The sequence below is a fragment of the Catelliglobosispora koreensis DSM 44566 genome, assembly GCF_000379685.1.
Taxonomy (GTDB): Bacteria; Actinomycetota; Actinomycetes; order Mycobacteriales; family Micromonosporaceae; genus Catelliglobosispora; species Catelliglobosispora koreensis.
This window is the reverse complement of the sequence record NZ_KB903249.1, coordinates 966,753-980,965: the sequence shown is the minus strand read 5'-3', so window position 1 is coordinate 980,965 and position 14,213 is coordinate 966,753. Positions and strand designations below refer to the sequence as shown.

The window sequence follows — 14,213 nt, the reverse complement described above, 5'->3', positions numbered from 1 at the left end:
AGGTTCGCGTGGAAACACCACTGCATGGCTTCACGCCCTGGCCACCAGAGTTTGCGGACCGCTATCGCCAGGCTGGTTACTGGCGGGGCGAGGTCCTGGGCGATCTTCTGCGCGGGCCGGCTGCCACTGATCCGCAGCGCACCGCGGTCGTCACTAAGCAAGCCCGCTATTCCTATGGTGAGCTGGATCTGCGGGCCGATCAGCTGGCTGCGGGCCTGGCCGAGCTCGGGATTGGACGGCGTGACCGCGTCGTGGTCGGGCTGCCCAACACCGTCGAGTTTGTGACAACGTGTGTCGCGCTATTCCGGATAGGAGCGCTTCCGGTCCTGGCGCTGCCGGCGCACCGGCGGGCCGAGCTGACCTATCTGGCGCAGTATTCCGAAGCCGTAGCGTTGATCACCCCGCACGCCGACCTGGCGCAGGAGGTGGCCAAGGAGGCGAACACGCTCAAACATGTGTTGCTTGCCGGTGACCTCGCCTCGGTCAGCGGCACGCCTCGCGATCATCAGGGACCTAGCCCGTCGGATGTGGCGTTCTTCTTGCTGTCCGGGGGCACAACGGGTTTGCCGAAGCTGATCCCCCGGACCCACGACGACTATGCCTTCCAGATGCGCGCGAGCGCGGCGGCGATGGGCTTCGATGAGCGGCACGCCTATCTGGCGGCGCTGCCGGTGGCGCACAATGCCGCCCTGGGCTGCCCGGGTGCGCTTGGCGCGCTGTGGGTGGGCGGGCGGGCGGTGCTGGCTTCCAGCCCGGCTCCCGATGAGGTCTTCCCGCTGATCGCGCAGGAGAAGGTCACGCTGACGACACTGATGCCGGCCGTGTTGTCACTTTGGACAGACACCGCGGAGTTGTTCAACGCGGACCTGTCCGGCTTGACGATCGAGGTGGGCGGTGCGGTGCTCGCGCCGGAGCTGGGCCGCAAGGTGCGCCCGGCGCTGGGGGCGACGCTGACGCACTGGTTCGGGATGGCTGAAGGCATTTTGTGCTTCACCCGCCGCGACGACGGAGATGAGGTGGCGGCAACGACGCAGGGCACGCCGATGTGCGAGGGCGACGAGTTGCTGATCGTCGATGAGGACGACAAGCCGTTGCCTGCCGGGGAAACCGGGCAGCTGCTGGTGCGTGGGCCGTGTGTGCTGCGGGGCTATTACAACGTCGAGGAGCACAACAAGACGGTCTTCACCGCTGATGGTTTCCTGCGCACGGGTGACCTCGCCAAGCTGACCGCCGAAGGCCGCCTGGTCATTACCGGCCGCATCAAGGACGTCATCAACCGCGGTGGTGAGAAGGTCTCTTCCGATGAGGTGGAAAGCCATCTGATCGCGCACCCGAACGTGCGTGGTGCCGCTGTGTTGCCGCTGGCGGACCGGCGGCTCGGCGAGAAGATCTGCGCGGTGATCGTCGCCCGTGGCGAGCCACCGACGCTGGCCGAGTTGCGTGAGCTGTTGCGCCAGCGGGGCCTGGCTGATTTCAAGCTGCCAGACCGGCTGGAAATCGTGGAGTCGTTGCCGCAGACCAACGTTGGCAAGATCGACAAACGCAAACTCGCCGCATTGCTGGATGGGTCATGAGTCTGTGGCTTGAGGGCAAACCGCCGCGGCGGCCCGGTTTGCAGGGCCGCCGCGAGGCTGATGTCGTCATCGTCGGGGCCGGCTTTACCGGGCTGTGGACCGCCTATTACCTCGGCGTTCAGGCACCTGAGCTCAGTGTGCTGCTCATCGAAGCCGAGCACGCCGGGTTTGGTGCCTCGGGCCGCAACGGTGGCTGGTGCACCACGGAAATGCCGACGTGGCTTGGCAATCTGGTGCTTCGTTACGGCCCGATGGGCGCGATGCGGTTTTACCGCACGGCGGGCAAGTCGCTCGATGAGATCGAGAAGGTGCTGTCCAGCGAGGGAATCGACGCCGGCTGGCAGCGCGACGGATCGCTTTACCTGGCCCGAAACGAGCCGCAACGGCAGCGGTTGCTGGCGTGGCAGGACATGCGCCTCAAGCTGGGCATCAATGACATGACCATTTTTGAGGGTACCGCGGCGAAAAGCCGCCTGAACGCCACGAGCGTGATCGCGGCAGGGTTCACCCCCAACTGCGCGACCGTGCAGCCCGGGCGGATCGCGATCGGGCTAGCCAGCGCGGTGGAGCGGCGTGGGGTGACGATCGCCGAGGGAGTGCGCGCTGTCCACATTGGACCCGGTGTCGTCCGCACCGATCAAGGTGACGTGCGCGCCAAGGTGGTCCTGTGCGCGACGGAGGGCTACACCGGTTCCTTGACCGGGCATGCGCGCCGGGTCCTGCCGGTGCGTTCCCGCTTGATCGCCACCGTTCCATTGCCGGACAGTGTGTGGCAGGACCTCGGCTGGCAGGACCGCATGACCGTCGCCGATTCGCGTTATCAGTTCGGCTATTTCCAGCGCACCGCCGATAACCGGCTGGTCGCTGGCGGCCGTGGCGTGGGCTACAAGGCGCGCGCCGGTGCCGATGAGGTGATCTTCGCCCGGTTGCGGCAACTGATCGGCGAGCTGTTCCCCCTGCTGCGCGATGTGGAGATCACGCATCAGTGGAGCGGTGAATATGGCCTGCACCGTGATTCGGAGCCTGCCGTGGTCTTTGATCCGGCCACCAACATGGGCTACGCGGGTGGTTATGGCGGGGAAGGTGTGGCCCTGAGCAATCTCGCGGGGCGCACGCTGACCGCGCTGGTGACCGGGCAGCAGCGGGCCGAGACCCGGCTGTGCTGGGTCAACCACCGCTCCCGCCGCTGGGAGCCAGAACCGCTGCGCTGGCTGGGAGTCCGCGGTGTCGCGGCGGCAGCCAGCTGGGCAGATAACTACGAGGACCGGACCGGGCGAAAGGCGCCGCTGGCCGGATTTGTTATGAGGAGAGTCCTGTGAACGTCCCCATGCTTAACGGTGGCACGCATATCAACCTCACCGTGCGGGATCTGGAGCGCAGCACGGAGTGGTATTGCCGCGCGCTGGGTTTCACCGTGGTGCGTGATGCGCGGCCGGTGGAAAGCGGCTTTCACTTCCGGACCCTGCTGCACACCAAGGCGCTGACGTCAGTCGTGCTTGGACAGGCAGACAACCCGGACCCGGAGCCGTTCAATGAGAACCGGGTCGGCTTGCACCACCTCGCCTTCCACGTTCCTGAGCGGGAAGACCTCGCCGCCTGGGCTGAGCACCTGACCGCGGCGGGGGTGCAGCACGACGGGGTGCAGAAGTTGTTCCTGGAGGCCGGTTTCGGGATCTGGCTGCGCGACCCGGACAACATCTGGCTGGAGCTTTACTGGCTCAACGCCGAATTCTTCATGCAGCAAATGCGCGCTCGCGTCAGGGAACGCCGCGCGGCGACTCCCGCAACTGTCTGATTAGGAGCTAATCCCATGCGGTATGAGAATTATTGGCTGAGCACCGAGCCGGTAGAGCCGGGGCCGCCGTTGCCCGGCGACGTCAGCTGTGACGTGGCCATCGTGGGTGGCGGTTACACCGGTTTGTGGGCCGCGCATTTCCTCAAGGAAGAGTCACCCGGCCTCGACGTGCACATCCTGGAAGCTGACTATGCCGGTGCTGGAGCCTCCGGCATGAACGCTGGCTTCGTGCAGATGACGGCGGGCAAGGTGCTGCGGCGGATGCTGTGGTACTACGGCCGGGAGAAGGCCGGCGGTGTGTACAAGTCGGTCGCCCGGTCCATTCTGGAGCTGGGCCGTTTCTGCAAGCGCAATGAGATCGACGCTGACTTCCAGAGCAACGGCATCGTGCAGGTGGCCACGGACCGCAAACAGCTGGCGCGCATTCAGCTGCAGGTCGCGCGGGCCAACCGGGCCGGTGCGGGTGCCTTTGATCTCCTGGACGCCAAGCGGGCGCAGGAGATCATCGGGTCACCATCGGTGCTGGGTGCTATCAAGGTCAGTGGGGCTCAGGTCAACCCCCACCGTCTGGTACGCGGGCTGGCCCGCGTGGTGCGTTCACAGGGCGTGACGATTCACGAGCAGACGCCGGTGACCACCATCGTCAAGAACGGCGACAAGTGGGAGATCACCACCGAGCATGGCACGGTTACCGCGAGCCAGGTCGTGGTGGCCACCAACGCTTGGCAGGGAACGTTTCCTGAGCTTTACGCCCGGCAATATCCCATCTGGAACTACCTGATGGTCAGCGAGCCGTTGACGGACGCTCAGCTGGCTAAGGTGCGGTGGCCGGGACGGGAAGCCGTCGCCAATTCACTGTCGTTTTCCACCGCGGCCCGGCTCACTCCGGACAACCGTGTGCTGTGGGCCGGCGGTCTGTGGTACCGCTTCGGTGACCGCGAGACGAGCCGTGCGCACGAGCGCAACGACGAAGCGTTTGGTCTGCTGGAGGAGTCGTTCCGCGGGTTCTTCCCGCAGTGGGGCGATGTCAAGTTCGCGTATGCCCACGGCGGCCTGATCAGCTGGAGTCACACGTTCATCCCGCAGTTCGGCCGCACTCCTAGCGGGATGATTTATGGACATGGCTACACGGGCAGTGGGATCGCTGCCAGCCACACCGGTGGGAAGATCCTGCGGGATCTGGTGCTGGAGCGGCAGACCGAGTACACGGATCTGGCGTTTGTGACGGTCAATCAGCCGAAGTTCCTGCCGGGCGAGTGGGGCAACAAGGGTGCCGATTACTTCATCTGGCGGCAGCGTGTCGGTGACAAGCTGCCGTTGATGCTCCCCTATCGTGCCGCACTCGCGCCGGGTTCGTTCTTTAAGCGCCACAGCCGTTCTGGCCGTTAGGTCAGGCTCTTGGCGCGGTGGGGCTGGGGATAAGGTCACGGGTTTCGCCGACGGCGAAGTCCCACAGATCTTCCGCAGGGCGGCCGGCTTCGGCCCAGGCCTGGCGGGCCAGCTCCACCGGCGCCATGGGTGCTTCGGCTGACATGGCGAACGCTCCCCAGTGGATGGTGCCCATGCGGGCCGCCCCAAGGTCTTCGGTGGCGCGCACGGCTTCGGCTGGGTTCATGTGCAGTGGTTTCATGAACCAGCGGGGCAGGAACGCGCCGACGGGCATGAGCGCCAGATCGATGTTGGGACAGCGCTGGCCGATTTCGCTGAAGTAGTTGCCGTAGGCGGAATCTCCGGCGAAGAACACGCGCTGCTGGGTGGCGCTGCCTCCTTCGGCGGTGAACATCCAGCCGCCCCATAGGCTTTGGCATCCGTCGAACAGGGTGCGGCGGCTCCAGTGGTGGGCCGGGACGAATTGTGCCTCGACAGGGCCGATGGAGGCGGTTTCCCACCAGTCCAATTCGGTCACTTGTGTGAAGCCGAGGCGGCGGAACCACCAGGCGAGCCCGGCGGGCACGAGCATGGTGGTGTCACGTGGGAGCCGCTTGATCGTGGGGGCGTCAAGGTGGTCGAAGTGGTTGTGGCTGATGGCCACGGCGTCGATGTGGCCAATGGCCTCTAGCGGAATGCCGGGCGGGGAGAAGCGTGGTTTGACGCCGGGGATGCGCTGTGACCACACCGGGTCGGTGAGCAGGGTGACCCCGCCCATGCGCACGACACAGGTGGCGTGGCCGATCCAGGTGACCGAGCTGCCTCCCTCGGGCACGGCCGGCAGATCGCTGGCTACCGCGAGCGGAATCCGGTTGCTGTCGCGCAGGTCGGGTTTCATCCCGCCGGAGAGCATGAGCTTTTGCACATGCCGCCAGCTGGGCATCGGGTGGGTGAGCCGGTCGGCGAATCCTCGTGGCCAGCGTCGCTGTCCGCGGCGCTTCGATCGCAAAGTGTCAAACACTCGGTAAACACTCCGTGGATACCACATGTGACCCTCCGAAAACCTATTTAACAGAAGAAGATTACTTAATATTCATCGATCCGTAGACAGGGCTAGATGACCTTGTGACAGAGTCGGTTGTAAATGCCCTAGAGTGCCCGATCCAGCCGCCACAAGCAACTTCGCCTCTCCCCTTGAACCTTAATCCATGGGGCAACGCTATTGAAGAACCCTCTTGCAAAGGTGCCTTAGTGCGCTAGCGTGTCGTCATGCAATCACGACATTCATTCCCGTGGAATTATGGTCCATTATGGACACGCCGGGCATTTTCACATCTTGTTTGAAATCTTGTATTAGGTGCTTTCTGGGGGGAACTGGCGCCAGGGACAGGGGGAACTGTTGAACACCCAAGAAAAAATGCTCGACATATGGGGCAATATCTTCAAGAAACCGGTCGAGCCGGAGACTGACTTCTTTGACGACCTCGAGGGCGACTCCATGGCGGCGGCCGCGGTGGTGCACTGGATCGGCATCGTATTTGGGGTACAGGTGCCGATGGTGGAAGTGTTTGAGCAGCCAACGCCCGCAGAGCTAACTCGCCTCGTCGACTCGATGATCGCTAGCGGCTAGCCGGAAACCTGCTAGTTCCGTCGAGGATCCGACGAAACTAAGTCCAGCATTTCCAGCTACCGCAACCATTACCCAAGTGGATCGCGCATCCTACGACGCCGCATTCCGGCGGGGGCCCATATGCATCTGAGTTTATCGATGCATTCAAGCAGAGGTTTGGGGACCACGTGAGATGAAGAACATCCGATTTCAGGCCTGCCTGGTGGGGCGAAACGGCACTAGCCAGACCAACATTCCAAAGCAGCCCGGACGCATTGTTGCCAGGGCACCGTTAAGCGACCTACAAGGCGCATACCTGTTTGGCGAGCTTGGTGATTATTCCCTTGGCGGCCCGGCACTTTTCTATGAGGAGTACGCATGTCGGGAAGTCGACATCGTCGCCCTAAGCCGGGCTTTACACGAGCTTATGCGCCGCCATGAAATGCTTCGCGCCACCTTTGACGCATCAGCGACGTTGCGTGTCCACAACGAGCTTCCAGTGCCACTGTCCTATCGCTCATTGCAAGGCTTCCCAGCCGAGGTGTGCGCACAGATCCTGGCCGAAAGCCGCGACGAGTGCTACCGGCTGGCCACGCCGTTGACCGACGCCGCTCCGTTCACCGTCAAGGTGTTCAAGATGGACAGTAAGACGATCGTTCAGGTGTGCGGGCGCCTGCTGGCGATCGATGGCTTCTCCGGCGAGATCTTCGCCCAGGAACTAAAGGCGTTGCTGGCGGGGCAGCAACTTCCTCCCTTGCGTTACACGTTCCGCGAGTACCGCAACGAGATCGATGAACGCAGAGAACTGCCTGAATACGCGACCGCACGTGCCTACTGGATGGACCGGATCGAGACACTGCCGTCGGCACCACAGCTTCCCCGGCGCCGCCGTGGCGGCGACCCGGATCCCAATCTGGTCCGGCGTATCTTCCGGATGCCATCGCAGCAGTGGGCCAAACTGGCCGCCGCGACCAAGAAGAACCGCCTCACCCCAACGATGGCCATCGGGGCGGCCTTCTGCGAGGTTCTGCGGCACTGGGCGAAGGCACCGAACTTCACCATCAACATCATGTATGGCGAGCGGGCGCCGTTGAGTCCAGACGTTGGCAATGTGGTCGGCAACTTCAGCAGCACCTTGCTTCTCGAATGTGCCGGTGGGGCACCCGAGAGCACCTTCCTGGACCGGGCGAAGGCGTGGCGGCGCCAGCTGGCCTCAGATCTGCAGAACTCCGCTTTCAGTGGGGTGTCTGTCATTCGCGAACTCAACCAGCGTCACGGCAACTCGCGGGAACCGTTGATGCCAGTGGTCTTCACCAGCATGCTGGGGGTTGGCGAAGACAGCAGTGGTGTTTTCCTGGAAATCCTTGGCTGGCAACGGCTTGAGGGCCGGGTTCGCACCCCGCAGGTGTCGCTTGACCATCAGGTCTATATGGCCGACAACGAACTGGTGGTTCAATGGGACACCGCTGACGATCTTTATGTGCCGGGTGTCATCGATGAGATGTTCGCCGCCTACCAGCGTGTGCTCACGCGACTGGCCGACTCCGAAGAGGCGTGGCATGCCGAGGCGTTTGACTTCACACCTGCCTCGCAGCTGGCCATCCGGGCGCGGGTCAACGACACCAGCATGCCCATCGCGCCGGTGACGCTGCACGAACTGTTTGAGCGGCAAGCGATGCGCAGCCCCGGCCGGCCCGCTGTGATCACCGCGGCCGGTCAGGTCACCTATGGCCAGTTACGTTCGCAGGCCAATGCCGTCGCCCACGCTCTGCGGGTGCGCGGGGTCCGCCCGGGCGAGCTGGTCGGGGTAACCGCTGCCCGTGGGCCGCATCAGATCGCCGCTTTGCTGGGCGTCATGATGGCCGGTGGCGCCTACGTCCCAGTGTCTCCACAATGGCCGGAGCAACGTCGTGAGCAAGTCAGCCAGATGTGCGAGTTACGGTTCATTCTCAGTGATGTCGAAGAACCCGCTGGCGAGGCTGAGGCCGAGGTGCTGCCGGTGGCGCAGACCATCGCGGACAATACCGGCGCGCCAGAGGTTGTGCCTGATCACGACGGCAGCCGGCTGGCCTACGTCATCTTCACCTCGGGCACTAGTGGCACGCCAAAAGGTGTGATGATCACACATACGAGTGCGGCCAACACCATCGCCGACATCAATGACCGCTTCACTGTCGGCCCTCAGGACAGGGTTCTCGCGGTGTCGGACTACACCTTCGACTTGTCGGTGTGGGATGTGTTCGGGCTTCTGGCCGCCGGCGGGGCGATTGTCGTTCCCGATGCGCAGGCCGCCCGCGAGGTGACCCACCTGTACTCCCTCGCCCTCGATCACGATGTGACCATCTGGAACAGTGTCCCGGCATATCTAGCCATGTTCGTCGACTTCGTGCGGGCAGGGGAACGCTCACCCTTACCGGCTTTACGGCTGGCGATGGTCAGCGGCGACTGGGTGCCGGTGACGCTGGGCGGTGATCTGCTTGACGCGGCACCGAACGCGCGCTGTGTCAGCCTGGGCGGCGCGACGGAGGCGTCCATCTGGTCCAACTACTACCCCGTGCCTGCCGAGCCGCCCGAAGACTGGGTGAGCATCCCGTATGGATTCCCACTGCGCAATCAGCGTTTCCATGTGCTGGACGGGCAGTTGCGGCACCGGCCGGACTGGGTGGCCGGTGAGCTTTACATCGCCGGGCACGGTCTGGCGGCCGGTTATCACAACAGCCCTGAGCTGACCGAGGCGGCGTTCAAAGTCCATCCGCGCACCGGCGAACGGATCTACCGCACCGGCGACTGGGGCCGTTACTGGCCCGACGGCACACTGGAGTTCCTGGGCCGGGAAGATCCGCAGGTGAAGGTCAACGGATTCCGGGTCGAGCTGACCGAAATCGAAGCTGTGCTACTGGCGCATGAGGCGGTCAACGACGCTGTTGTCGTCACCCGCAAAGCCACGCATGGGGTTTCCCTGGTTGGCTTCGCCGCCTCGGACCGCACCCATCCAGGCTTCGAAAGTGAGCTGCGGTCCTATTTGGAGGACCGGCTGCCGTCCTACATGGTGCCGCGCATCATTGACGTGCGGTTCAGCCTTCCCCTCACCGCCAACGGCAAGGTAGACCGGCGGCTGCTCAGCGAGCAGGCCATCGCGCTGAACACGGTCGCCATCACTCCTAAAGGCGCGGCACCGGTGGGAGACACCGAGCGGGCACTGGCCAAGATGTGGCAGGAGCTTCTTGACGTGCCAGAGGTTAGCCGTTTCGATGACTTCTTCGCCTCGGGCGGCAACTCGCTGCACGCGGCCCAGCTGATGAACCGCATCGAGCAGGAGTTCGGGCAGCGACTTCCCCTGGCGACGCTGTACACCTCGGCATCGGTGGAAAAGCTGGCCCGCAGCCTGGTTTCACAGACTCCGCAGGCAACACGCCGGGTGCTGCAGCGGTTAGGCGGCAGCGGCGGCGATCCACTGGTGCTGGTGCACCCGGTCGGCGGTGACCTGTTGTGTTACCGGGATTTGGTGTCCGCTGTGGAATCACGGCGGTCGGTGCTTGGCCTGGCGGGCTCGACGGCGACGTCTATCGAGGAGATCGCGGCGGAGTATCTGTCCGAAGTGGTGCAGACGGTCAACGAGGGCACGGTCCGGCTAGCGGGATGGTCACTTGGTGGGGTCATCGCCTATGAGATGGGCCGGCAGCTGCTCGCTAACGGCCGCGACTGCACCGTGTTGATGATTGACCCGTGGGTACGCCGTCAGGACGCCCCAGTGCCCACGGAACTGGCTCTGGCCGGATCGTTCCTGTCCAATCTGGCCGAGTCGGAAGTCGACTTGAGCGCTGCTGGTCTCGACGGGCAGGCTGGAGCGTCCAAGGCGCTGCATTACGCGTGGAGCGACTTGTCCGGGCAGCTGCCGGTGCTCAAGCAGCTGACGTTTGACGAGCTGTCGCGCATGTTCGAGGTGTTCGCCCGCAACACCAAGGCGTTGCTGGCCTACACCCCGCAAGTCACTGCCCAGCTTCCGGTTGAGCTGATCGAAGCCGGTGCGGGGCTAGCGGGGCCCGGCGGGCACTACCTTATGCCGCTGCGGCAAGCGCTTCCTGACATGAGCGCCGGCATGGTACTGCCGGCCGATCACTTCGGCATGCTGAAGGGAGACAACGTTTCGCAGATCGCCCGGCTGCTGTAAGCCTAGCCGCCAACGGTGGGCCGGAGCGGATGAGCAACATCCGTCCCGGCCCGCAGCCGTTTCAGGCCCGGTCGGTCAGGGTTCCGGCCAGGTGCGCCGCCCACAGTTCACGGCGCTTGGGTTTGCCACTGGTCGTACGCGGCACCGTGCCCATCGGCACGGCTACGGGCACCAGGCGTGCCCCGCCAACGTGGGGGAACAAGACACCGGAGAGCCCTTCGCGCCATGCGGGACGCGCCCCTTCCAGGATCACCAGCGCTGTAGCGGTGCCGTTGTCGTGGCCGAGGACGGTGGTGGCGCGCCCGGCCGGAATGCCAAGCGCGGCAACGAGAAGAGCGTCGAGGTCTTCGGCGAACACGGCCCGTCCACGGATCTTGAGGCTGTCGCCGAGGCGGCCGAAGACGTAGAGCTGCCCGTCTTCGAGCACACCGGCGTCTCCGGTGCGGACTGTCCCGTCGTCAAACGTGGTGGACTGGGCGTAGCCTTCGCCCACAGATGTGCCGCCGACGACGATTTCGCCGGGTTGCCCGTCAGGCACAGCGTTTCCGTCATCGTCGACGACCGTCACGGTGACGCCTTGTAGCGGCTGGCCGCAACCGACCACGGTGCCGGCGTCGCCGTCGCGGGCTTGCCAGCCGGTGCGCAACGGCAGCCCGGTGACGGCCAGTGTCGCTTCGGCTAGGCCGTAGGCGGGCAGCAGCGCGGATCGCGACAGGCCGGCCGGTTCGCCGAGCTGGAAGAACCGCTCCAAAGTGGAGGCCGAAACGCGTTCGGCACCAACGATGACGGCCCGCCAGGCGGAGAAATCGAATCCGGACAGTGCTTCGGGGCGTACCCGCCGGGTTATGTGGTCTAACCCAAAGCCGGGCAGTGCGGTGAGCCGCGCACCGTGCACCCCGAAGCATTCCAGATAGCGCAGGGGCCGGCGGACGAACTCTTCCGGCGGCATCAGCCACAGGTCTCCCCCGGTCGCCAGCGGAGCCAGCAGGCAGCCGATCAGGCCCATGTCGTGGTGCACGGGAAGCCAGGAAGCCGTTGCGTCTTCTGGCGTCATCTCCAGCCATGCCTGGATGGCGTGGACGTTGGCGGCCAGTGCGGTCGCCGCAATGCGCACGCCCCGCACGTGGCCGCTGGTGCCGGAGGTGAACTGGATGAGCGCCAGCCGCGCCGGGTCAACGCCGGGTCCCGTTTGCCCGCCACCGGCGGCCAATAGCGCCCCGGAGTCGATGGTCCGCACCCCGAGCTCCGCGGTCACTTTGCTTACCGTCTCCAAAGCCGTTGGCGCGCAAACGACAAGAGCTGGTTTGGCGGCGGTGAGCGCACCGGTCAGGTGTGCGGCATAGCGGCTGGCGTCGTCGAACGTCATTGGCGGCGCGAGCGGCGACGCGGTCGCTCCGGCCTGCCATGTGCCGAACAGCGCACCGACGAAGCCGGGCCCGGTTCGCTCCACAATGGATACCACGTCACCTGGGCGGACCCCAGCGATCCGTAACGCGTGGCTGGTTTGCCGGGCCAGCTCGGCCAGTCTGGCGTAGCTCCAGAAGTCCCAGCCGTCAGGCTGAGCGAACCGGATGCCACGGTCGCCTGATTCGCTTAGCTGGCCCAGCTTCACCGCCTACGCCGCCTTCGCCTCGATGATGGGGAACATGGGTGTCATGGTGACGTTGACGAGTTCGAGTCCGGCCGCGCCCAGCAATTGGCGCTGCTGTTCGATGCTGCGGGCGCCGTTGCCGTTGAGGGTGAAGATGAGCATGTCCATGCGGCGAGCCAGCGGCGGTGAGTCGGCCTCGACCCGGCCGGCTTCCAGGATGAACACGCTGCCGTTGGGGGCCATGGCTTCGCGGATGCGCGACAGGATGCTGATGACCTGTTCCTCAGACCAGCTGTAGAGAATCCGCTTGAGCACGTAGGCGTCACCGCCGGGCGGGATCGGGTCTACCAGGAAGCTGCCGCCGACGACTCCGCAACGGTCGGCAACCCCTGCTTCGGCAAGCATTTCCGGTGCTCCGGCGACCACACCGGGAAGGTCGAAGAGCACTCCCTTGGCTTTGGACAGCCGGCCGAGCAGGCTGGCGAGGAAGCCGCCGTTGCCGCCGCCGATGTCGACGATGGTGCCAAACCTGGTCCAGTCAACGGATCGCACGATGGCCATGAGTTCCATGGCGGTGACACCGCTCATCACCTTGTCGAAGCGCTGGCTGTCGGCCGGGTGGTCGGCCAGGTAGTCCCACATGGGACGGCCGTGCACGGCGTCGAAGGCGGGCTCGCCGGTGCGCAGGGCGTGGTCGAGGCCTTCCATCGCCCGGGTGCACACCACCGGGGACAGGAAGACTTCACGGGCCGAGTAGGGGTGATCGGTGCGCAGCAGTTCCGCGATCGGGGTCAGCGCGAAGACATCAGTCTCGGTCTCCTTGAACAGCCCGCGGGTGGCCAAGTAGCGCAACGTTTTCTTCAGCGACTCCTCGTGGCCCCCGGTGGCCTTGGCTAGTTCCCCGATCGGCAGTGGCCCGTCAGCCAGGTGGTCGGCGACGTTGAGCAGGCACACCGCACGGATCGTGTAGGGGTAGAGGTAATCGCCCAATTCCATGAGCGTGAGGATCGATTCGACATCAATGGGTACGCGGCGCTTAGTGGTCAGCACGGTGCGGTCCTTTCGCTGGTTCGCAGGCCTGGTCGGTTTTAACTGGGCAGGTTGGCCCCGCCGAAGGCCTGCAGCCACAGGGCCCGGCGATGCCAGCGGTGGAGCGGGTGTTCAGGTGTCAGGGCGGTTTCGCCGATGACTTGCCTCGCGTTTTCGGTGCACGCCATCGCGGCTCGTCTGCTGGCGGCTATGGCCGAGGAGAGCGCTTGGCCGGTCTCGGCACCGGCGGCGTCGACCGTTCCGGTGAGCCAGGCGGCGCGGTAGGCCAGCGCGCGGACGACTTCAAGTTCGGCGTAGGCGTCGGTCAGCTGGTGCGCCACGGCTTGAAATGGTGCGTTAGGACGGTCGGATCGTGTCTCGTTCTTGGCGTGCTCGACGGCCATATCGAGCGCACGGTGGGCGATGCCGATGCCTTCGCAGGCGAGCAAGGCGATGGCGGCACGTGAGGCGACCTGCATGACCCGTCCGCTGTCCACTGTGGACACCAGGAATCGGGCTGGGGCGTCGAGGAACCGCAGGTCGCACATAGGGCGCAGCGGGTCGTGGCCTTCCCTGGCCAGCATCCCGGCGTTTTCCGCGCTGACCGCGAAGACGGCGGTGCCGCCGGCGATGACCGCGGTGGTCAGGATTTCGGTGGCGAGCTCGGCATCAGGCGTGTGCGGTGCCTTGCCCATGAGCGTCCAGCGTGTTCCCGAAGCGGTGGCTTTCACTACGGGAGTGGCCGAAAGCAGGCCAGCGATAGCGACGGGATTGGTGTCCTTCTCCCCCGCGGCTTCCCGGATGACCGCACCCGGCCCGGCGCTCTGCCACCACGGCGCTGGCATCAGGGCGTAGCCGCTGGCTTCGGCGAGAAGGCCGCGTTCCACCGGGCCGAGGTCATAGTCGAGCCAGCCCCGGCGCACGAGTTCTGGCCACAGCTGCATGTCGGTGGGAGGTTTGCTGGTGGCCAGGTCGTTGATGGCTTGTGCCGGGTAGCGCTCGGTCAGAAAGGCCCGTGCGGTTTGCTTGAGCTGTTTTTGCTCGCCGGTGAGAGCGAAGCCCATGTGCGTCTCCGT

General features: G+C 65.0%; 10 protein-coding genes. 6 read left to right on the top strand and 4 right to left on the bottom strand.

Annotated elements, in window-relative coordinates:
* Positions 1–8 precede the first annotated feature (8 nt).
* The 4 genes from A3E1_RS0104485 to A3E1_RS0104470 are packed head-to-tail and all read left to right on the top strand — an operon-like array spanning position 9 to position 4,758.
* Positions 9–1,574, top strand: a complete 1,566-nt coding sequence (locus A3E1_RS0104485; RefSeq protein ID WP_020519544.1) for a (2,3-dihydroxybenzoyl)adenylate synthase — start codon at positions 9–11, stop codon at positions 1,572–1,574.
* Complete coding sequence (locus tag A3E1_RS0104480) at positions 1,571–2,893, top strand: NAD(P)/FAD-dependent oxidoreductase (protein WP_020519543.1); 1,323 nt, start codon at positions 1,571–1,573, stop codon at positions 2,891–2,893. Before A3E1_RS0104485 ends, A3E1_RS0104480 begins: the two co-directional genes overlap by 4 nt.
* The gene (locus A3E1_RS0104475; RefSeq protein WP_020519542.1) at positions 2,890–3,369 is read left to right on the top strand and encodes a VOC family protein; all 480 of its coding nucleotides are present in this window, start codon (positions 2,890–2,892) and stop codon (positions 3,367–3,369) included. The genes A3E1_RS0104480 and A3E1_RS0104475 overlap by 4 nt, the downstream gene beginning before the upstream one ends.
* A gap of 15 nt (positions 3,370–3,384) precedes the next feature.
* Complete coding sequence (locus A3E1_RS0104470; RefSeq protein WP_020519541.1) at positions 3,385–4,758, top strand: NAD(P)/FAD-dependent oxidoreductase; 1,374 nt, start codon at positions 3,385–3,387, stop codon at positions 4,756–4,758.
* 1 nt (position 4,759) lies between these two features.
* Here the strand turns inward: A3E1_RS0104470 and A3E1_RS0104465 are convergent, their stop codons facing one another.
* Entirely contained in the window at positions 4,760–5,758 is a 999-nt protein-coding gene (locus A3E1_RS0104465; protein WP_245571079.1) for an MBL fold metallo-hydrolase, read from the bottom strand.
* 378 nt (positions 5,759–6,136) lie between these two features.
* Here A3E1_RS0104465 and A3E1_RS38890 point away from each other — a divergent pair, with 378 nt between their 5' ends.
* Positions 6,137–6,367, top strand: coding sequence for an acyl carrier protein (locus A3E1_RS38890; protein WP_051104843.1), 231 nt, complete (start codon positions 6,137–6,139; stop codon positions 6,365–6,367).
* A 172-nt stretch (positions 6,368–6,539) separates the two neighbouring features.
* Complete coding sequence (locus A3E1_RS0104455; RefSeq protein ID WP_020519538.1) at positions 6,540–10,517, top strand: non-ribosomal peptide synthetase; 3,978 nt, start codon at positions 6,540–6,542, stop codon at positions 10,515–10,517.
* Between the two features lie 61 nt (positions 10,518–10,578).
* On the opposite strand, the gene A3E1_RS0104450 is transcribed toward A3E1_RS0104455, so the two are convergent.
* The 3 genes from A3E1_RS0104450 to A3E1_RS0104440 are packed head-to-tail and all read right to left on the bottom strand — an operon-like array spanning position 10,579 to position 14,201.
* Positions 10,579–12,129, bottom strand: coding sequence for an AMP-binding protein (locus A3E1_RS0104450; protein ID WP_020519537.1), 1,551 nt, complete (start codon positions 12,127–12,129; stop codon positions 10,579–10,581).
* Between the two features lie 3 nt (positions 12,130–12,132).
* A complete protein-coding gene (locus tag A3E1_RS0104445; RefSeq protein ID WP_020519536.1) occupies positions 12,133–13,158 on the bottom strand; it encodes a methyltransferase in 1,026 nt (341 codons plus the stop codon).
* A gap of 38 nt (positions 13,159–13,196) precedes the next feature.
* Positions 13,197–14,201, bottom strand: a complete 1,005-nt coding sequence (locus tag A3E1_RS0104440; RefSeq protein WP_020519535.1) for an acyl-CoA dehydrogenase family protein — start codon at positions 14,199–14,201, stop codon at positions 13,197–13,199.
* Between the last annotated feature and the right edge of the window lie 12 nt (positions 14,202–14,213).